Below are 21,994 nucleotides of genomic sequence, written 5' to 3' on the forward strand. Positions count from 1 at the left end.
AACAAGAAATAAAAAACACAAAAGAAGATTTAGAAAATTTCTGCGAAAGCACATCCATAAAAAACCAATTAAAACTCAATGTAACAATATTTTAAAAAAAATCAACAAGTCAGCCAAAATTTAATTTTGGCGGACACCCTTTCAGTAAACTATTTTTATATATTTATAATAAATATTAAATTATAGTTAAATTAGTCTTATTTTGTATAGATAATAATCATTTGATATTATCAACAGTAAGATGTCCGGGAGTTTTTTTTCAATGGTTAAAGACACACAAGTTAATCATGATATTTGTGTTTCGTGTGGTTGTTGTGTAAAGGTCTGTCCGAAAGATGCAATAACTATAGAAAAAGGAGTCCATGCCGTTATAGATGATGAGATGTGTATTAGATGTGGCATATGTGCAGCGGAATGTCCTGCTGCGATAATTGATGCTGAAAGATTTAATCCTAAATCAAAAATCAGATTTGAACATTGGTATGACTATCTGTGGTTGTTTACCATAGTTTATTTCTGTTTAGGGTTTTTCAATATAATATTTGCATGGTTAGGATTGATTTGTTTTATAACTCCCTTATTGTTTGCACTTATTAAAGGAAACAAATCATTTTGCAATAAATATTGTGACCGTGGCCAGTTTTTAGACTTGCTAGGTAAAAAATTACATTTGTCAAGAAAAAGAAACCCTCCAAAATGGTTATGCTCCAAGGCATTCCGTTATGGATTTTTAATATTTTTCTTTGCAATGTTTTTTGTAATGCTATGGAATACTTATTTGGTGTTCAATGGAAAAACACTCACACAGGCAGTTACATTACTATGGGCATTCAATGTGCCTTGGAACTGGGCATATCATGGTAATGTGATTTCTCCATGGATTTCACAGTTTGCATTTGGATTTTACAGTGTAATGCTCACATCCACATATTGGGGATTGTTAAATGGTTCTATTCAAGCCTCGTTCATGGTGTGTTTATTGCCCAATGGGAACCATGACCCAATTAATTTGCAGAGTGAAAGATATTAGAAAAAATCGTAATTAATAATTTGACTAACTTAAAACAACAATAATAATTTCCAATATGTGGAGATTTTTGTTATTTTAACTTATTTTTACTAAACATTTAAATACTATTAAGATAAAATAATTAATTAATAGTTATGAGTAGTCATAACAATTTATTTTATTATTATAAAAGTTTTTCATGATTATAAGGAGGAGTTATTAATGGCAAGATTCGAAGAAGCAGAAAACAGAATGTTTAATGTAAAAATCTGCTTAAAATGTAACGCTCGTAACCCTGCTGGTGCTACAACCTGTAGAAAATGTGGTTACAAAGGTTTAAGATTCAAAGCTAAAGAACAAAGAGGATAATCTTATTCTCTTAACTTTAATCTTTTTTACTATTTTTTTAAAACAATTAATTATTAATATCATTTTTAATAAAACTATTTTTAGGTATTCTTATGAAAAACATAGAAAATTATATTAGAGATATTTTAAAAACACGCAAACTTCATTTTACTTTAATTGATCCTGATGAACAAACACCTGAAGAAGCTTTAAAAATAGCAACTGAAGCTATTGAAGGTGGAACTGATGGAATCATGATTGGAGGATCAACTGTTAATGGTGATGATGTCGATAATACTTGTAAAATACTGTCTGAAAATATTGCTGTGCCAATCATTATTTTCCCGGGAAATACAAGTAGTGTAAGCAAATACGCTGATGGAATCTTTTACATGAGTTATGTTAACTCCACAAATCCATACTGGATTAACGGGGCACAGGCTCTTGCAGCACCTTCCGTAAAGGCATCTGGAATTGAAATTTTACCTATGGCATATATGGTTGCTGAACCTGGTGGAACCGTTGGATGGGTTGGGGATGCTAAGTTAGTGCCTAGAAACAAGCCGAAAATACCTGCAATTTATGCAATGTCTGCTGAAATGTTTGGAATGAGATTTTTCTACCTTGAAGCAGGTTCAGGTGCAGATAAACCTATTCCTCCTGAAATGGTTGCCTATTCCAAAAGGGCAACTGATGATATGATTATTATTGTCGGTGGGGGAATCCGTGACGCTAAAGCAGCTTATACAGCAGCAAAAGCCGGTGGGGATATTATTGTAACCGGTACTGTTGTTGAAGAAGTTGACGATGTCAAAGCTAAAATTCAAGAATTAACCGGAGCTATTAAAAAAGCTTCATTAGAGTAGTTTCCAACTGCTCTTGCCAAACTTTTTTTATTATCTATTAACATATTATTAATAGTGATATTATGTTAAATTCATTGTATGAGAAAGCCATCGCTAAAAGAGGATTTATTCAAGATATCGAATCTGATACTGATATTGAATCTCAACTAGAACATAAATGGTTTAACAGAGTTATTGATGAAAGTCGTGCAGAATTTTCCATTGCTGCAGGGGATGGAAGTTTCAATAAAAAGAAGTTTTTAACCACTAACTTCTGTGCAGTTGGGGCAGAATCCATAATTTACGATGGTGAAATTAAAAAAATTGACGACTCAGATATATTTGATATATCTCATGTTTCTTTTCTGGATGAACTGTTAAGTAATTACATGGCAATTTATGAGCTTAAATGTGCATTGAGAGCCATTAAGGAGTATGATGTTGATTATTATATGCTGGACGGTTCCATTTTAGGCGATTTACAGAATGCATTTCCAAGAGGTGCCAAATTGCCTGCAAAGATTAAAGAAAATCTTGATGAATCAACATTGAATGAATTCGAAAGGAGATTAGATATAAGAAAGTATGGTTTGGTGTTTCCAGAAATACGTGATGCATTGAACCTGGTCGAATTGCCAAAGGATGAAACAAATAAGATTGAAGAGTACAATCTTCATTTGGCTTCAGTAGAAAAGATCATTTTATTAAAGGAGATATTACAGTATCGTAAAAAAATCATTTCAATTTCCAAAACATCATCTGATAATGATTTGTTCCATTGGAACATTCCGGATATTGCATTTCTAGATAAATTCACCAAGAAACAGGGGATGTCATTAATAAAGCACAAGTCAGTTTATGAAAAGGCGGCATTTCCATATTTCAATGATTTATTTAAAGGAATAACATTTACAATATTTTATGTTCGCTTTCAGGATAATAAAAATGTTTTAAAAGTTGAATTGCCTTATAAGGCTACAAATGATGAGGTATTTGAAATCATCAAGAAGATTAATAAGTTATCAGTTCAGGGTTATCCGTATTTGCTTAACAAGGCTCATAATGATGTGGTAATAACTGACAGGAACATGAAGGAATTAATGAAGATTGCTAAAATTTACGAGACAACAAACAGGGAAGTGATGTCATGGTAGTAGGAATCTGTGTCGGTGAGACTAATTTAAATGAAGTTACATTCATCTCAGAGAAAATGCCTCAAGTCGGTGAGTATGTAACAATTGAATATGATGGAAAGAAAGTTTTGGGGATGATTGAAAATCTGGTTCGTGGTAATGATGCTTTAAATATAGACATCAACGACTTTAAAGCAATACAGAAGATTTCAAGAATAGGAGCTGAGGACAATTATGTTCGTGGTAAGGTTAAAATCCTAGGTGATGTGAATGACAATTTGAAATTGCCAAGAACTCCTGTATTGCCAGGTACTGAAATCAAATTGGCTGATGCTGAAATCCTAAAGGAAATATTCAAGGTCAGAAATCCAATCAAGTTGGGATCACTTGTCAATCAGAGTGATGTTGAGGTCAATGTTGATGCAAATCCGATCTTGTCAAGGCACCTTGCGATTTTGGCTATGACTGGAGCGGGTAAGTCAAATACAGTGGCTGTTTTAATTGACCAGTTGCTCGGATATAAGGTTCCTGTATTCATATTTGACATGCATGGAGAATATAAAGATGCATATTTCCCTAATGGTGAGGTAAACATAATCAGGCCTAAAATTAATCCTCAATACATGACATTTTATGAAATTAAGAAATTAGTCAACATTCCATCCAATGGTTATATTCAGGAAAGACACTTCAGAAGGGTGTTCAAGCAAGCTAAAAAACAACTTCAGGATGGTGTTGCACAAACAAATAACTTCCTGCAAATTATTTATGATATTCTTGAAGCTGACTCTCAGATTGAAGGGTCCGACAAGCAGATTGTAGATGTCATGAACAAGATTGACGATTCTATGGATAGGTATTCTAACCTATTTGACCAGAACGCCATGAATATCTTGACCAATATCAAGAAGGCCCATGCTAATGTTTTGGATTTAAGCCAAGTTGATGAGTCTGTTGCAAGCGTTCTTGTAAGCCATATCTTGAGAAATTCTCTTCAACGCTCTAAGGATGCGGCTCACAGGGGAAATAAGAAAGAACTGTTGGATAATTCAGTATTCTATATTCTTGAAGAAGCCCATATTCTTGCTCCTAACAAAAGGGACAGCGATTCAAAAAGATGGATTCAAAGGGTTGCAAGAGAAGGTCGTAAGTTTGGTTTAGGTTTGTGTTTGGTAAGTCAATCTCCAAAAACTGTTGACCATGACGCATTATCTCAAATGAATAACATGATCATATTAAGGCTTGTTGAACCTGAAGACCAAAGGCATGTTCAGTCTGCAAGTGAAAGTTTATCCCAGGATTTAATTAATCAATTGCCTTCATTAAACGTTGGCGAGGCTATAGTTTTAGGTTTAATGACTAAAGTGCCTACTTTGGTAAAAATTGACAAGTTTAAAGGTCGCCAACATGGTGATGATATGGATATTGTTTCACATTTTGTCCAGTCATACGAAGATGAGAAGAAAGAAATTCAGGATGAGGAAGATGAACTTTTAGGATTGGGATATGACTATTAACACTATCCCTTTTTCTTAACTTTTTTTTAATTATTTTTTAACATTTCAAATCAATTTTGATTTGTTCTCATATGCTCTCTTAGCAAACTATTAAATATAAAATGAGATATACTTTTACACATTAAATACTTAGTTAAGTGTTTAAATTGGTTATAATACAAAAAATTAGAAGGTAATATAATGAAATTTGCACATTTAGCAGATACTCATTTAGGTTATCGCCAATATGGATTATTTGAGCGTGAAAAAGACTTTTATGAAGTATTTGAAAAGGTTATTGATAAAATTATTGAAGAAGATGTGGATTTTGTAATACATAGTGGTGACTTATTTGAAACTGCAAGACCTTCACCTATGGCTTTGTTAACTTTTCAGAAAGGTTTGTTAAAGCTAAAAGGTGCTGGGATTCCTATGTATGCAATTGCTGGAAACCATGATGTGGTAATGCGTAAAGGAGCAATTCCTCCACAAGTTATTTTTAAAAAGATGGGTTTGAAAGTAATCAGTAACATTAATCCAACATATATGCATGGGGACATATTTATTGCGGGATTACCTTATTTTCCTGCATCTCACGGAAAAACATTCAGAAGCAAATTAGCTGAATTGTCTGAAAAGGCGTCTCACCATGAAAAATCTATTTTAGTTTTGCATCAGGGTATCGACAAATATTTCGGATATAATTATGAGTTGGAAATCGGAGAACTCCCTGACAACTTTAATTATTATGCTTTAGGACACATTCACAAATATGTAAACGATAAATTTGGTAAGGGAAACCTCGTTTATCCAGGTTCAGGAGAAATTTGGAAAACCTCCGAATTGCCCGACTATCTTGAGAATGGAAAAGGATTTGTAGTTGTTGATATGGATGGTCCTAAGCCTCTTGTAAAAAGGGTAAAGGTTGATATTCCTAGAGAATTTATTAAAAGGACTCTTGATTACAGTAATTTGGAAAGTGGAATTGCTGGAATAAAGGAAACAATCAAGGATTTTGATAAGAAACCTATTCTTAATCTGGTAATAAACAATGTTGATTCTGATACCAGCAGGGTTTATGAACTTATCAAGGAGGAATTGGGCGATTTGTCTTTAATGATTAGGCCAACATTCAACATGTTTGATATGGACGATCCTGAACTGGTGGCTGATGGAAATGGAAATGTTGCCGCTACTGATATCATCGTTAAACAGTTAGAGATGTATGACAATAAGGATGTTGATGCATTAGCAACCGACTTGTATGACTTGTTGTCTAAAGATAAAATGGACGAATCCAAGGAATTAATTAATCAATTCTATGAAGAGTTTTATGCTCATGAAAAGGATAGTAATGATGGGTCTGAAGACATAGAAGAAGAACAACCTCCAATTGAGGAAAAAGAAGATGTACAAGTAACATTTAAGGGGGATATTCAATGATTTTCACAAGATTAAGATTAAATAATTTTAAATCTCATGAACGCACTATCATTTCATTTGATAAGGGAATCAGTGTTATTGTTGGTGAAAATGGTGCTGGAAAATCAACAATATTGGAAGCCATCAGTTTTGCTTTATTCAAGCAGCACACTGCTAAAAAAATAGATGACTTAGTCAGAAACAATGCGGAATCCATGTCTGTGGAACTGGAATTCGTTACCAACAATAGGGAATATAAGATTGTTCGTGAAAAGAAATCCAATCTGAAATCTTCAATATTCAAGAAAACCTCTCCTGAAAGTGGATTTGTAAAAATTTGCAGTGGTGACAAGGAAGTAGCCTCTGAAATTCGTCAAATTTTAGACATTGATTCAGATTTATTCTTAAATGCAATCTACATTAGGCAAGGGGAAATTGCAGAATTGGTTGATAAAACCCCTGCTGAGAAAAAACAGTTAATAGGTAAATTATTAGGTTTGGATTCATTGGAAAAAGCTTGGAAGAACTTATTGCCGTTCATCAGTGACTATGAAAATCAACTTTCAGAGCTTAAAGGTAAGCTGTATAATTCAGATACTCTTATTGAGGACCGTGATAAAAAACGTGCTGAATTAAATAGCTTAAGAGACAGAGGTCATGAACTTGAAAAAGAGATTGAAGAAGTCAATGGCTTGTTAAATGAGATTTCCGAAAGCAAACGTAATATGGAACGTGAAAAAGAAATATATGACCATCAAGTTAATAATTTGGATGTCGAAGAGAAAACTTTAATCAAACTTGAAGAGGATAAGCATCTGGTCCAGGATAATTTGGATAAGATTAGAAAGGCTGAGGAAGAAATAGAAAGATTGGAAAAGTATGTTTCTAAGTTGGATGTTTACTTGGACTTTGAAAAATCAGTAATAAGCATTCAAAAACTAAAAGAAGAGGAAATCGAAATAGAAGACAAATTGGACTCAATTGCTAATCAAAAAGAGTTAGCTGTTGCTAAAAAACAAGGTTACAGTAATTACTTGGCTTCTGATGAAGAAATCAATAAGTTAAATAATCAGAAAACCAATTTCGAAAAAGAATTGGCTACAATGGCTAAACTTGAAAAAGACAAAAAAGAGTTGTTAAAAAATATTGAAAATGAAAGGAATAGTATTGAGGATTTCTTCTCAAGATCTAAGGATGCATTAGATGACAATGGATTGCATCAAGACATCTTGGCTGAAGTTGATGACTTTGAGAATCTTGAAAATGTTACTAATAACTTCATTTCACAAACATCTTCAAAGATTAAGGATTTGGATGCTGAAATCATCTCTAAGAATGAGGAAATTGTCGTATATCAACAAACAATTAAGTCATGCGAAAAACCTATGGAAGAATTGGAAGAGGTGGACAACAAGTGTCCTGTTTGCCAATCTGATATCAGTTCCTATAAGAAAAAAGAGTTGATCAAGCAGTATAAATCCGAAATTACTGAAAATGAGAAATTGATTGAAGCAAATGAGGAAAATGTTCGTTTGTTAACTAAAAACAAAAATAGTTTCGAAGAAAAACTTTCTAAACTTCAAGATTTGTCTAAAAAAATCATTGAGTATAAGCAAAGGGTTAACCAGTTACAAGAACAACTGGTCAAATTAAATAAACTCGATGAAGATTTGGAAGGCAAGGAATATATCAGTAATAAACTGGGAGACATTATCCTGCACATTGCCAACCAAAAAGCTGATCGTGAAGTATTTAAAGAAGATTATGATTCATATAATCAGGCCAAAGGTGCATTGGATGTTTTAGGCAGTGAAACTGAAACCCAATATAAGTTAAAACAGGTTAAAAATGAGATTGACAATCATGTTACAAATATCAAATTGGCAATTGACCAAGATCCTCATTTAAGCGGAGACATTAGCGCAGAAGAGCTTAAAGACCGTATTGATGATTTGAAAAAGAAAAATGAGGAATATAATCAACTTAAGGGTTTTGTTCAAAATAAACCATCTTACATGTCTCAACTTGACTCAATCAAGGAGGACATTGGTGTTTCAATCAATCAAATAGACATTACTAAAAACAAGATTGAAGCTTCTAAATATGATAAGGAAAAATATGACCAAATCATATATAGTTCCGAATTATATGAAAGAAGACACACCACCTTTAATAATGAACTTTCAGAGATTAAAGGTAGGGCTCGTGAATCTATTGCAGTCTTAAAGGATTTGAATGAAAAAATCGCTATCGCTGATGAGTTCGAACAAGAGTATAATGATATTGCAGATTATATTAATTTGCTCACTCATATAAGGAATCTGTTCAGTAAAAATGGAGTGCAAAAGGACTTAAGAAATATTTCAAGACCTTTAATCCAAAAACATACTAAAGAATTCTTCAATGAGTTCAATTTCAACTACTCTGATTTGACTATTGATGATGATTATGAAGTGACTGTTTACGGTCCTGAAGGCGAATCATCAATGAGTATGGTTAGTGGTGGTGAAAAAATAGCTATTGCTCTTGCTTTGAGATTAGGTATTACACAAGCAATGGCTAATGGTGAATTGGACACTATAATGTTGGATGAACCTACAATTCATTTAGATTCATCCAGAAAACATGAGTTGATTAATTTATTAAAAGAAATGTCATCCTTGCCTCAAATGATTATCGTAACTCATGAGGCACAACTTGAAAATGCTGCTGATAATTTAATAAAAGTTGAAAAGGAAAATGGTATTTCAAGAGTAATAATGTAAAAACTACATTATTACATTCTATTCTTTTTGCATTGTTTCAGGTGCGTCCTTAATGGAATCAATTATGCAGTTGGCGTTCCATCCGACAATGGTTGCAGCTTTTTCTTCCAACACTTCAGGAACTTCCTCAAGTCCCAATGGCCTTACAAGAACGATAGGGATGTCATATTCTTCGCTTGCATTTAATAAATCTTCAAATAATTCTTTGTTATCGTTATAAAGACCTGCCAACATGATGATTCTATCTATCTTTTTATAAAATTCTTCTCCTGCTGTAGCATATGCTCCGGACATTGATTCTTTCCATAAGAAATCAACTTTAGAATATAATTTTTCAGTAAATTGTCCGTATTCCTTGTTTTGGTCAATACCACTGGTAATTATTAAATTATAAATCTTATCATTTCTTTCATCTTCAAACATTTAAACACCTTGCTTAATTATTAATTATTATAATATAAAAATATTTATTAATTCTAAAAATGTAAGTTAATTATAGTAAATTATTTTTAAGGAATTATTTTATATGAAAGCGGCAGTAATTGGATTAGGTGTAGAAGGTAAAAAAGCAGTGAATTCCCTTTTAAATCATGGTTGGGAAGTTTATGCTACTGATTTGAATATTAATGTTGATTTGGAAGGTTTAAATTTGCCAAATTTGTCAATGAATATGATTGGAGATAATCAAACAGTTTCAATTGTTGGAGATGACATAACTGTTGATTTAGGTTTTTCCAATTCATACGCTATTGATGATTGTGATGCTATTGCAATTAGTCCCAGCATGTTTGGCGGAGCCTTTGCTGACCGTTTACTTGAAAATGGTGAGTTGTTAAGTGATGTTATTCAAAAGCATAAAGACCTTTTCACTATTGGGATTACTGGAACCAATGGGAAGACCACCACTGTGCACATGCTAAAAGACATCTTGGAGAATGCCGGTCGCAAAGTGCTGGTTGGAGGCAATGGTGGAGGAGGCTTTTCAGGTTATTATGATTTGATCCTTGAGGCTAATGATGGGGATTATGACACATTGCTCGTTGAGGTGTGTGACATGACACTTGATTTCGCTAATTACTGTTTTGATTTCGATATGGTTGGCCTTACAAATATTGGAAATGACCATATGGATGTTCACAAGACTATTGCTAATTATAAAAACGCTTTGGTAAGGTTTTTCTCCAATAAAACAATTTTCACTGCATTTAATCAGGATTTTAACAGTGATTTTAAGGAATCTGCTAGCAAGACTATTCCTTATTTTGAATATCAGGATGAATTGAAATTAATTGGAAAATTCAACTTGCTCAATGCAGGTTTGGCCACTGCAATAGCTACTGAACTTAAAATACCTAAGGATATTATCCGAGAGACTTTAGCTGATTTCCATGCTGTTCAAGGCCGTTTAGATGTTTATAAGATTAATGATGCTGATGTTTATGTTGGAAAGACTGATAATTCAGATGCATTAGCTTCAGTTTTAGCTGAAAATAACTTTTATGCATTATTCATTGGTACTCCTAGACATCATGAGGAGCATAGGTTGGACATTTTGGATGTTGCGGTTGAATATAATCCTGAGGTCATAGTTCTGTTCCCAGGGTTGGATGACACATTGGACATTGCCATTTATAGGCTTAACTCCTTGGGATATATGGGAAACATCATCACTGTCAACTCTCTTGATCAGATAATAGAACTGGTTGCAGAGTATTCTCATGAGGATGCAATATTGATTGGGGGTAATGGTCAAGATATTATTATACAAATTCAAGAGAGAATTAAGTTAATTTCAGAGAAATTATAATTTTTTAATAATATTTTTATATGACTTTATACATATTATGACATGATTATTAATTAGGTGTAGTAAATGAGTAAAAGTTGGAGAAAAGTTTCAATTGTTATTTTTATAGCATTATTGGTTTTAAGCATATTTTTTGCAGTAACATCTGCAAGTACTACATCATACACTGCACAATCAGTAGTTGAGGATTTTAATATTCCTGTTGGACAGTCAATGTTTGAGAATCAATCAATCACCGGTACTAGTAATCCAGTTGAAGTTCCATTTGTATCTAATGTAGGATTTATAGCACATCAACTTATGGCATTTGATATACATGGCATATTGCTTGGATTAACCACAGGGGTTGTGCCATTTGATTTCAGCGGTGTTTCAGGGGAAGGAATTGACTCTTACGGTAATGTAGTTGATGTTGTAGGTCCGGGTTTTTTAACCTATGAGGGGGATAAATTAGCAGTCAAATCACCTGATCATTATGTATGGGGGTACAGTGCTCCGTATAAATGGTTAGAAAAAACAGAAAGTGGTGTTGACGTATATGAAAATGGAACTAAAGTCAAATCAGTTCCTGTTGATGAGATTAAAAATTTAGATTATCATAATGAATATTATAATGCATCAACAATTGCTAGTTGGTACAATTATGATGCTCAGGTTGGTTCCACATTTACTTTAGAGAAAGGTATGGTTGGTTTCTCCGATGGAAGGAATAACATTTCATCTGCTGATGTTCCAAAGATTTTCGGTCAGGATGTAGTGGATTATGCAGCAGAATATCCTACTGGTTCAGCGGTTTTATTATATGCTGGAAATTACTCTGAAGAGGCTGGTGAAGCATACGGTACTTCATTAGGTTCACACCCAGAATATGGTGACTCCATTAGGGAAGTTAATGCAAGACAATTTGTCGATGCATGGAATGGAACTGTAATTCCACCTAACTCCACAGGTTCAGGTAAGGATTATGTCTACTTTGAATCTGCTAGTGATGCTTCTGCACCTGGAGGAAGTGCTGCACATGGTGTATGTCCATCTGCAAGAGCTTTAAGGGCTGCAGTTACAGCAGAAGGATTTGATTTACCAGTAGGTATGTGTTGGGATGAAGATGCAGTATTATTCGGTTATAACCCTGCTCGTGATATCACTGTTTTCAACAATCATGATTATCCTGTTCAAATCAAAATGTGGACAGAAGGTGAAGGAACCGGAATGGGCATTTATGCTCAAATTGTAAGATATGTCCCTAATTAGGGAATATATCACTCTTTTTTTATTTTTATGTCAATTTCTACTGTCATTACTGCGGCGGGGAAGAATTCCCGTATGAGAAAGGATCAAATCTCCCGCGGTATTGAATTAACCAATAAACTCATTTTGCCATTTGAAGGCAAGACCGTTATAGAGACAACCATTGACAATGCATTATCCTCAAATATAGATGAGTGTATTGTTGTACTTGGTCATTATTCTAATGAAATAAAAGAAGCTATTTTTGATAATTATAAAGATGATGTCAAATTCATCATAAACAATCCTGTTGATGTAGGTTTATCAACTTCACTTTTCAATGGTCTGTCCAATATAGACTCTGATTTTGCATTGTGCATAACCGCAGACCAGCCTACAGTGTCAACACAGACATTCAACAAGTTAATAGAAGTAAGCCAAAATTCAGACAATCCATATGAAACAATATCCATTTTAAGAAGAAGAAAAACAGGGCTATTGGATACCGCAGAAGGTCTTGGCATGCCATTTGTAGCTCCAAGAGAAAACCTTATGAGATACTTGGAAAATGAGGATGATAACTTAAATCCAATCTTAAGAAAGATATTTGATGATGGGTACACTTTTTATGGAATAAAAGAAAAAAATGAAAAAGAGTTATTAAATATAAATCATTATGATGATTATTTAAAACTCTTAGATTGAGTCTAAACCAGAAATAACTTCTTCGATTTTAGCTTTACTAATACCGACAGTCATCTCATTGTCTTTAATGTCAGCTGCTTTTCTAGATCCGTCACAACCTAATGTGAAATTAATTCCATCAGTTATGTAAGGATTTGCAAAAGCGTCACCACATAATGATTGGATACCTGCAAAGGATGGAGTGATCTTTTCACCGGTTTTGTAAACGATACTTTGTGCAAGTTTCATCCCTCCAACAGGTTCAGTGATAATTTCAATCACGTCTGCTTCGAAATCAGCTTCGTCTAAAGGAGCATAGATGATTCCCCAATGGATTTCTTCAACAATGGAAAGTTTGCCTGTTAATTTTTTAGCGGTTTCTAAATCTTGGAATCTTCCTAATGAGAAGTATTTTTCACCATTTGCTAATTTTTCAGGCATGTCTCTAAGACCAATAGCGCCTGCTCCGCCTAAACACATTTGCTCATTGATTGTAGAGTAAAATTTGTCTCCTAATGATGCTTTTCTAACCATTTCACAATGTCTTATTTTTTCATCTATTAAATCATAACCTTCTGGAAGGTCATCTTCAGTTTTGATTAGCTTCATTGCTACTGGTTTTGCATCAAGCTTGATTTTACTTTCGATTTTTTCACAGTATTTTTTGTTTGTTTCTAATGTAGTCATACAATCCCTCTGAATATTAATTTGTATCAAGGAATTTTAATATCTTTTGTTTTAACACTGTTATTTTTACAGAAGGTCCTAAAATCACAAGCGCTGCAGGTTCTTTCATCAGAATCGGCTTCCCATGCTTCCTGAATCTTGCAACCGTTCATTTCTTTAATTAATGAGGACTCGATATTTGCAACCACGCTATCAAATTTTAGGAGTGCATTGTCCTGCTCATTCTCATTTACATTTATGATTCTGATTGAACGGTCTATTTTAAAATCATTGCTTAATTCAGGGGCTTTGTCATCTTCTTGCCAATTTTCGATTAGTTTAACGTCATTCACGTATTCGCCGCCTACATCTGTCAAGTCATTTTCCAGCTCTTCCTTGATTAGGGCCAAGTCCTCTTTTGATGGAACGAGTTCATTTAGATAAAAGATTATTCCTGCAATAATAGGTTTTGAGTCTTCTTGCTTGGACCTGAGCCATGAGTAAGTCAAAATTTGCTGCTTATGTGTTTCCCATTTGTCTTCAGCCTTTGAATCAAGCATTACTGTAGGTGGTCTTTTCATTCCTTTATAATCAATAATTATTTCATAATCCTCACCGTCATGTTCGGAGATTCTTTTTTGGAAATCAGGATCCTTTTTCAAGTACTCTATAATCTTATTGTTAAATGTGTCCAGGTTGCTTTGCTCCAGGTCATGAATCTTCATTGAGGTTAAGACATCCACCACACCATTGATGCCATAATAGTTGGAACGGCTTTTATGTTCATCATAATTAGGCATTGGCCTTACTCCCTTAATCAGATGCTCAGATGAATCAATTAATGGGAACAAATGCTCTCCCCAAATGTTTATTGCCTTTTCAGCTCTTGCACTGGCTAGCTTTTTATGGTCATGTTCATTGAGATATTCTACTTCAGGATGATTTGACATACTGAAGAATAAATCTTCATCATAGGGATACAATCCCCTGACTTGCAATCTCAAATCTATCTGCTCTTCTATAGGTCTGATATCATCTATCCAATCCCACGGAAATGCTGTCTGTTTATATTTCCATTCTAGGTAAGCCTCTTCCAAGACACCATGGATGAACTCACCAAACCATCTTTGAACGGGCTTTGAAGGAGGTAATGTTCCTTTATTCTGGTATCTGTATTGTAGGTTGCATGTTAAAAATGAAAGCAGGTCTCCAGTTAAACTGTATTCGGGGATTATATAAGGTTTTGATTTTGACGGTAATTTCATGTTTTTGCTCCTAAATTAAATAAATTTCATTAAATCCAATATAGTTTTCATCTCTGCTCCATCCAAGGGCAATGTTTGGAATGTCAAAGTGGTCATTTTTCTTGGTGTATCCTTCAATTGCAGGGTTAAGGCCAACAAGCAGTAAAACGCTTTCAGCTCTTGAGAATGCCACGAAATATAATCTTGTCAAATCATCAAAGGAACGGTCTTTTTCACTTCTTTGACTTTGTCCAAGTGAGCTGTGTTGTCTTATACTGTCTTCAATTGTTAGTTTGTCGTCTTTGAGCGATTTTGGGAATCTCCACTTTTGGGTTCTTATGTCATTGGTTTTGAATTTGGACCCGACATCCACAATGACTAAAGGGAATTCCAATCCTTTTGATTGATGTATGGACAAAACATTCACCCTGTCGTCGGGTAATGTTTCAAGTAAGGACTCATCGATTTTGACTCCTCCGGTTGAAAGGGGTATGAATATATTCCATATTGCCTCAAGCACTGATTCTTGTTCTTGCTTTTTATTATAGAATGAAATATTTGAGTGATAATCATTGAAGAATCCTGTTTGAGTAATAGATTTTGTTATAGCCTCTAGATATACGATTCCCTCAACATCTTCCTGCAACTCTTCAATCCATGTTGTTAATTTATATGCAAGTTCCATTAGGCTTGCTTTTTTTGGCCAGGTTTCATGTCCTCTTGGTCTTCTAAGTTGCCAATATGTGACAAACTCACTTAATGTAATTGGTTCTCTAGGTTCGGGATTCATTTTCATGTAATCCTTGGCTTTAAGCCTCCATCTGTTCATGTTTCTTTTTGCAAGTTTTGGTATGGATTTGTCTGAATTTTGGAATGCCGCTTCAGGGTCTATGCATTCAAGCATCAATCCACAAAATATTCCTACAATATCTATTTCCTGCAGGTCAATTCCTCTTGGATTAAACAGTTCAATAGGTTCTTTAAGTCTTCTGAGGTGTTTTCTTAGGAAAAATAGGAATGACCTTTTGCCGTTAGGAACCTCTTTAGGGGAGTAGGACAATATTGCGATATCGGATGCAGAACCATAGTCTTCATCCAATTTGATTTTGATTTTCTCCATTTGTTTTCCTGCCTTGATGTTTTCAGCTCTGATTTTTTGCAATCTTGCAATGCTTATTTCACCATTCACCTTTTCAAAATATTCTTTGTTCAAAACCTGCATCACTTTTAATTCACATTCTCCTTTGTTAACTAACTTGTTAATCAGGGTGGACAGGTCTTTTGCAAGCATTTCCGGATTGTTCCTGAACAATCCTAAAACGGGCATCTTGTCCTTTTCAAAATCGGGTGCTATGATTTTAGGTTTGTTTTCAACCCTTGCATTTTGGTATTCACTGTCAAGTTCTGCAAACTGATTGCAGTGGGCTATGATGTTTTCAGTTGAACGGTAATTGGTCTGAAGGTTGATTTCTCTTACCTCAATTCCTAATTTTTCATTTACACGTTGCGGAAAATGGGTGAATAAATCCACTGTTGCTCCCCTAAAACGGTATAATGACTGGTCATCGTCTCCAACGACAGTTATATTCCCGTTGTTTTTTAAAGCATGTTGCGCTATGGTGAAATAGATGTCTTCCTGAATGAGGTTTGTGTCCTGATATTCGTCAATCAAGACAATTTTTATATCGTCAAGGAACTCGTTTAGCTCTTCATTTTTTAGTTTGTTTAAAAACGTGTTTTCAAGCATTGCAAAGTCGATTGTGTTCCTATCTTTTAGTGTTTGCTCATACTCGATAATGCAATCAAGGGCGATTCTTTGGCCACTTCCTTTTTGTGTCTTATTGTATAGTTCGTTAATATCGATTTGATCATAGAATAATCTGTTTTTTATGTTCATCAATATTTCACTTAATTTGGATGGCTCTTCTAGTTTTGATTTTCCACTCAACTCTTTTAGGTATTCCACTAGTTCCTTATTTAAATATGATTCATTTTCAATGAGTATTCTCATCATTGCGGAGTTTGCAACGAAATCTTCAATGACAATGGCCTGGTTTTCTCCCGGTTTTTTAAAGTCTCTGAGTAGTTCTTCAGCTATACTATCTGTGGTTCCAACTTTCATTAGGTTGAAATCTATCCTGTTAATTTTTGCAATGTCTTCAAAGTCATCGACATTGTCCAGTAAGTAATTTTTAATTTCATCTCCCCATCCTAGAATACGGGAATACAGCTCTTCAGCGGCTTTTCTTGTGAATGTTGTTGCAAGTATCTCGTTGGGGTTGATGTCATCTACAAATATGTATTTCAATATTTTAAGCACCATTACAGTTGTCTTTCCTGAACCTGGTCCGGCAACTATGAAAAGGGATTCATTACTTTTTGATAGTATTGCCTCTTGCTGATTTTTATTAGAAGAAATATCTCTTTCAAGAATATTTACTACAATATCTTCAAATTCTTCATATGAAATCATTTTTTCCCTCATTATTTAATATAATTTAATGTTTGTTACTAACTTATTTAAATAATCATTGAGAGTGCATTTGGAAAGTATTCTGGAATTGTAAAATTATTACTTATCATTTGCTCTCTCATTTGATTTAAATATTAAAAATAATTAAATTATTTGTAAAGTGTGCATTGTTTGATTTAGTTTATTTAAAATTTTAGGCATGCCAAATTATATATGTTAAAAATCATATAATTATATATGGAAGTAATTATTTTCTTCCATAATATGCATAAGTTAGAGTCTTTTCAAGATTCTAACTTACTATTTTTAACATAGAATATTTTAAATATTAATTGAACTAACATTATAATTATTAATTTTAGCTGATATTATGTCTGACGTTAACAATATTGATATGTTTAAGAATGATGTGAGGTATAGGGAAAATATAGCTCATATTGAAACGATACCGGCTAAAAAGGCTAGTTTTAAAAGAGTCGATAATTTAAATGAGAAAATAATTGATTATCTTGATTCAAAGAATATTAAATTATATCAGCACCAGGCAGACACCTATGAGTCAATCAAGGATGGTGAGCATGTAATCATCACCACTCCAACCGCATCAGGAAAAACATGGGCATTTAACCTGCCGATTATGGAGACAATGATTGAGGACAGCGATGCTACGGCGCTTTACATTTATCCTGCCAAGGCATTGTCAAACGATCAGCTCCATGTTCTTGAGAATCTTGAAAATGAGCTGGAAATTAAAATCAATCCAAGAACATATGATGGAGACACTCATAGAGCAGATAAGAGAGGGATCCGAGAAAAGTCAAGAATTGTCCTTACAAATCCATATCAGTTGCATTTAATCTTATCCTGGCATCACCAGTGGTCAAGATTCTACAAGAACCTAAGATATATAGTAATTGATGAATCACATTACTACAAGGGAGTGTTCGGTTCGAATGTTGCGTTTCTGATTAAAAGGCTTAAAAGAATTGCCAACTTTTACGGTTCATATCCTCAATTCATTCTATCTTCAGCAACACTTGCAAACCCATTGGAGCTTGCAAACCGATTGACTGGAGAGGATTTCAAACTTGTTGACAATGACACCTCACCAAGTGGTGAAAAGGACTTTATTCTATACAATCCCTTTAAGAATTATGTCAGAAAGAAAAACAACTCTCAGGCCGCACCGTCAGTGCATATGGAAACTGAAAACATTTTCATGTACATGATGCTTAAAAACATTCAAACATTGTGCTTCACAGTTTCCAGAAAGACAACCGAACTGATTGCAATGTGGGCCAAAAAAGACATGACTCAGGTCAAGGGGAAACTTGCCCATCGTATTGCAGCTTATCGTGCAGGATATCAGGCTGAAGAGAGGCGTGAAATAGAGGAAGGCCTTAAAAGTGGAAAATATCTTGGGGTTACATGTACCAATGCATTGGAATTGGGAATAAACATAGGATCACTTGATGCTGTAATCATTTCAGGATATCCTGGAACAATGATTTCAACATGGCAACAAGCTGGAAGGGCTGGAAGAAGCAACCAAAAATCCCTTGCTGTATTAATTGCATTTGAAAATCAGCTTGACCAATATTTCATGAACAATCCTGACTTCTTCTTTGACAAACCTCATGAAAATGCAATCATTGACCTGTCAAATCCTATTCTTCAGGAAGCTCATTTGCTGTGTGCTGCTAAAGAATTGCCGTTGCAAAGGGGCGAGGCTGAAAAATATTTTGGAATTTCACAGGATGTCATTGACGAGCTTGTCTGTAAAAAGGACTTGCATGAAAATCACAGAGGCGATTTCATGTATCCGTATGACGACAATCCTGCAATGGACCATTCTTTAGATCAAATTTCATCAGAGGAATTCAAGGTCATGAACAATGGAATGCTTTTGGAGACAATGGAACGCTCACAGGTATACCGTGAAGCCCACGAAGGAGCTATTCTAATCAACAAAGGGGACACTTATGTTGTCAATGATGTGAATTTGAAAAACGGTTATGTTAATGTGTCAAAAGAGGTTGTTGACTATCATACAATGGTCTTAAATCAGACAGACATCAACATCAAAAAGAAATTGTCCAAAACAAAATACGGCAATCTGACAATACACTTCGGTGAGCTGACCGTTAGCGAGGATTATTTCAAGTACAAAAAGATGCACTTCTCAAAAGTCATCGGAACATATCCTCTTGAGCTGCCTCCATTGAAATTCAACACTAAGGGGTTATGGTTCACAATACCTAAAAGGGTTAAGGATACATTGGAAGACATGTTTCCGAATGATGAGGAGGTGTTTGCAGGAGGCCTTCACGGTGCGGAACATGCATTAATCGGTTTGTTCCCATTGCATACAATGTGTGACAGGTTCGACATTGGAGGCCTGTCCACCAATTATCATGAAGACACCCAAGAGGCAACCATTTTCATTTATGATGGTTACGAAGGAGGAATTGGTATTTGTGAGAAGGCTGTTGACGTGTTTATTGAGCTTTTAAACTCAACAATTGACATGCTAAACAATTGTCAATGTCAAAGTGGCTGTCCGTCATGTATCTATTCTCCGAAATGCGGAAACGATAACAAGCCATTGCATAAAAATGCTACAAAGTATATTCTTGAATACATGTCTAGATTAATTTCAAATGACGAATCAGATGATGAGGTGGAAGCTGAAGTCATAATTGAAAACGAAGTGATTCCGGATGATTTTGATGAAGCTTTTGAGTTGTATGAAAAAGGGCAATATTCAGCGTCAAAGGATCTGTTGAATAATATAATATCCAATGATAAGAAGCATTCAAGGGCACTGGCCCTAATGGCTCAAATATTATATGAGCAGGAACAAAGGGATATTGCATTGATTTTCACCAAAAAAGCATTGTCTGCTGACAGGTCAAATGAGATGGCAAACGAATTGGAAGTTCTTCTGACAAGCAAGCCTCAAAAGGAAGAGGTTGAGTTGAATTCATTAGATGATATTGATACATTATATGAGGAAGCCTATGACTTGTATGGTCAGGGTGATTTGGCCACAGCTTCTGAAATATTGGAAAAGCTATTGGATTTTGACGACAAGAATTCAGAGGCCCTTGCATTGATGGGACTGATTTATTATCACTCCGGAATGTTTCCAAAGGCAATTGAATATTATAAAAAGGCTTCAAAAATAAATAAGAATGGTGAAATGGTTAAAGAGTTGAAAATGAGGGTTTCCTAACCATATGGGCTGAAACCTTCTTCAAAGTGTTCACATACTTCCTCAAGCTTTTCAGGAATGTCTATTTTTTGAGTACAATGATCAATACATGTGCTGCAGTATGTGCATTCGTCTGCAGGAACTTTCTCATCAGCTAGTTTATCATAGTATAATCTGTAAATGTTTGATTCCGGTTGATTCTTGCTGGTGTTGTATAAATGGAAATATTCAGGGATTGGAATCATTTCTGGACAAGCATCAATGCAGTATCCGCATTCGCTGCATGGAACGGCAACATTTTCTGCAAGCTTTTGCGCCATTTTTTCTAAAAATTCTGATTCCTCTTCGCTTAACACTTCGAAATTTTCATAAGTGTCACAGTTATCGAGCAAGTCTTCCATCTTGTTCATTCCGCTTAAAACGATTTTAACGTGTTCAAGAGATGCACAGAATCTTATTGCAAAGCTTGCAATGGATTTGTCGGGATTGAATTCTTTGAAGTCGTTCTTGATTTCATCGTTTGGATTTACTATCACTCCACCTTTCAAAGGTTCCATAACATAAACGTCAAGTCCGTGTTCAACACACAAGTCGTAGCATTTGTGAGCTTCAATGGAAGGGTCTTCCCAATCAAGATAGTTAAGTTCCAATTGGACGATGTCAAACATGTCCCCATACTCATCGAGAACCTCTTTTAATAGTCCTGAGCTTTCGTGAAAACTGAATCCGATTTGTTTTGCAATGCCGTTTTCCTTCATTTTCTTAACATATTCAAAGGTGTTGGCATTTTTAGCGTTTTCAAGCCATGGTCCATTAATATTGTGGATGAAAAACACGTCAAAATAGTCAATTCCAAGCCTTTCAAGCATTTCGTTGACAAATTTGTCGTTGTCATCTTCGCATGTCAATGCCCAGGTAGGCATCTTGTCACAGATTTTAAATGATTCTCTTGGATATCTTTCAACAACAGCTTTTCTGATGGCTATTTCGCTTGCACCGTTGTGGTAAGCATATGATGTGTCAAAGTAGTTGAAGCCTTTTTCCATGTAGATGTCAACCATTTGATTGAATAGTTCCTGGTCGATTTTTGTTGGGTCGTTTGCATCTGTTTGAGGCAATCTCATACATCCGAAACCGAATTTTGATTTGTAAGTCATAATACTATCTCCTAATTATTATTAGTTTTTAATCTTTCATTATATAAATGTTGTCAATCACAACAATTAATTTAATTAAAAATTTTTTTAACAGTATTGTGCAAGAATTCTCCGGCTTCTTTAAGCCGGGAGATGAATTGCACTTTTAAGAGGGGTGTTGTATTTTTAGAATTTTTTTTTGCAAAATAAAAAAATATGCCGTATTACTTTCCAAATGCTCTTAGATAAACTCTATTTATTATAAATGTATATAAGTTGATATAAGAAAAAGAAAACATATTTTTTTGAAGATTAATCCAAAAAAATCAAAATCTATGTTTTTTTTTCGAGTATAGAAATAAAATTAATGAGATTTTTGTCTAAAAAGTGTGGGGGAGCAATTATGGTTGATAAAACTTTTATTTTGACCGATAAGATTGAGTTTGTCCCTGATGAGGATTTAGAAGGGGAATTGAATTTCAATTTACGGGCAGCCGGTTATGTATTCAACAAAACATTAGAATA

At 34.4% G+C, this 21,994-nt stretch carries 16 protein-coding genes; 11 read left to right on the forward strand and 5 right to left on the reverse strand.

Annotation, left to right across the window (positions count from 1 at the left end; all coding sequences use genetic code 11):
• The first annotated feature begins 262 nt into the window (after window positions 1-262).
• The 7 genes from ILA26_RS08570 (at window position 263) to ILA26_RS08600 (ending at window position 9,018) form a co-directional block, all read left to right on the forward strand.
• Window positions 263-1,030 (forward strand): 4Fe-4S binding protein, encoded by a 768-nt coding sequence (locus ILA26_RS08570; protein WP_292896342.1) that lies wholly within the window; start codon window positions 263-265, stop codon window positions 1,028-1,030.
• Window positions 1,031-1,231: 201 nt separating this feature from the next.
• Entirely contained in the window at window positions 1,232-1,378 is a 147-nt protein-coding gene (locus tag ILA26_RS08575; RefSeq protein WP_116591610.1) for a 50S ribosomal protein L40e, read from the forward strand.
• 92 nt (window positions 1,379-1,470) lie between these two features.
• Window positions 1,471-2,223 carry a geranylgeranylglyceryl/heptaprenylglyceryl phosphate synthase gene (locus tag ILA26_RS08580; protein ID WP_292896343.1) on the forward strand — a complete coding sequence of 251 codons (753 nt, stop codon included), beginning with the start codon at window positions 1,471-1,473 and terminating at the stop codon, window positions 2,221-2,223.
• Between the two features lie 62 nt (window positions 2,224-2,285).
• Entirely contained in the window at window positions 2,286-3,356 is a 1,071-nt protein-coding gene (locus tag ILA26_RS08585; RefSeq protein ID WP_292896344.1) for a DNA double-strand break repair nuclease NurA, read from the forward strand.
• On the forward strand, window positions 3,350-4,852 hold the full coding sequence (locus tag ILA26_RS08590) for an ATP-binding protein (RefSeq protein WP_292896346.1): 1,503 nt from the start codon (window positions 3,350-3,352) through the stop codon (window positions 4,850-4,852). The genes ILA26_RS08585 and ILA26_RS08590 overlap by 7 nt, the downstream gene beginning before the upstream one ends.
• Window positions 4,853-5,032: 180 nt before the next feature.
• Window positions 5,033-6,274 (forward strand): DNA repair exonuclease, encoded by a 1,242-nt coding sequence (locus tag ILA26_RS08595; protein WP_292896348.1) that lies wholly within the window; start codon window positions 5,033-5,035, stop codon window positions 6,272-6,274.
• Complete coding sequence (locus tag ILA26_RS08600; protein ID WP_292896350.1) at window positions 6,271-9,018, forward strand: SMC family ATPase; 2,748 nt, start codon at window positions 6,271-6,273, stop codon at window positions 9,016-9,018. Before ILA26_RS08595 ends, ILA26_RS08600 begins: the two co-directional genes overlap by 4 nt.
• Before the next feature lie 18 nt (window positions 9,019-9,036).
• On the opposite strand, the gene ILA26_RS08605 is transcribed toward ILA26_RS08600, so the two are convergent.
• Window positions 9,037-9,441, reverse strand: a complete 405-nt coding sequence (locus tag ILA26_RS08605; protein WP_292896352.1) for a nuclease — start codon at window positions 9,439-9,441, stop codon at window positions 9,037-9,039.
• A 103-nt stretch (window positions 9,442-9,544) separates the two neighbouring features.
• Here ILA26_RS08605 and ILA26_RS08610 point away from each other — a divergent pair, with 103 nt between their 5' ends.
• The 3 genes from ILA26_RS08610 (at window position 9,545) to ILA26_RS08620 (ending at window position 12,757) form a co-directional block, all read left to right on the forward strand.
• On the forward strand, window positions 9,545-10,825 hold the full coding sequence (locus ILA26_RS08610; protein ID WP_292896354.1) for a Mur ligase family protein: 1,281 nt from the start codon (window positions 9,545-9,547) through the stop codon (window positions 10,823-10,825).
• A 66-nt stretch (window positions 10,826-10,891) separates the two neighbouring features.
• Window positions 10,892-12,076, forward strand: a complete 1,185-nt coding sequence (locus tag ILA26_RS08615; RefSeq protein ID WP_292896356.1) for a hypothetical protein — start codon at window positions 10,892-10,894, stop codon at window positions 12,074-12,076.
• A 27-nt stretch (window positions 12,077-12,103) separates the two neighbouring features.
• On the forward strand, window positions 12,104-12,757 hold the full coding sequence (locus tag ILA26_RS08620; RefSeq protein ID WP_292896358.1) for an NTP transferase domain-containing protein: 654 nt from the start codon (window positions 12,104-12,106) through the stop codon (window positions 12,755-12,757).
• Here ILA26_RS08620 and ILA26_RS08625 read toward each other — a convergent pair.
• From ILA26_RS08625 to ILA26_RS08635, 3 genes are read right to left on the reverse strand one after another with little or no spacing between them, the layout of a single operon-like run.
• Entirely contained in the window at window positions 12,749-13,423 is a 675-nt protein-coding gene (locus ILA26_RS08625) for a DUF169 domain-containing protein (protein ID WP_292896360.1), read from the reverse strand. The two genes, ILA26_RS08620 and ILA26_RS08625, sit on opposite strands and share 9 nt — an antisense overlap.
• Window positions 13,424-13,449: 26 nt before the next feature.
• Complete coding sequence (locus ILA26_RS08630; RefSeq protein ID WP_292896362.1) at window positions 13,450-14,667, reverse strand: PD-(D/E)XK nuclease family protein; 1,218 nt, start codon at window positions 14,665-14,667, stop codon at window positions 13,450-13,452.
• Between the two features lie 10 nt (window positions 14,668-14,677).
• Window positions 14,678-17,119 (reverse strand): DEAD/DEAH box helicase, encoded by a 2,442-nt coding sequence (locus ILA26_RS08635; protein ID WP_292896364.1) that lies wholly within the window; start codon window positions 17,117-17,119, stop codon window positions 14,678-14,680.
• Between the two features lie 370 nt (window positions 17,120-17,489).
• Between ILA26_RS08635 and ILA26_RS08640 the strand changes: the two genes are divergently transcribed.
• A complete protein-coding gene (locus tag ILA26_RS08640) occupies window positions 17,490-20,354 on the forward strand; it encodes a DEAD/DEAH box helicase (RefSeq protein WP_292896366.1) in 2,865 nt (954 codons plus the stop codon).
• On the opposite strand, the gene ILA26_RS08645 is transcribed toward ILA26_RS08640, so the two are convergent.
• Entirely contained in the window at window positions 20,351-21,490 is a 1,140-nt protein-coding gene (locus ILA26_RS08645) for an aldo/keto reductase (protein WP_292896368.1), read from the reverse strand. The two genes, ILA26_RS08640 and ILA26_RS08645, sit on opposite strands and share 4 nt — an antisense overlap.
• Between the last annotated feature and the right edge of the window lie 504 nt (window positions 21,491-21,994).

Origin of the sequence: Methanobrevibacter sp. (genome assembly GCF_017940815.1) — an archaeon.
Classification (GTDB): domain Archaea; phylum Methanobacteriota; class Methanobacteria; order Methanobacteriales; family Methanobacteriaceae; genus Methanocatella.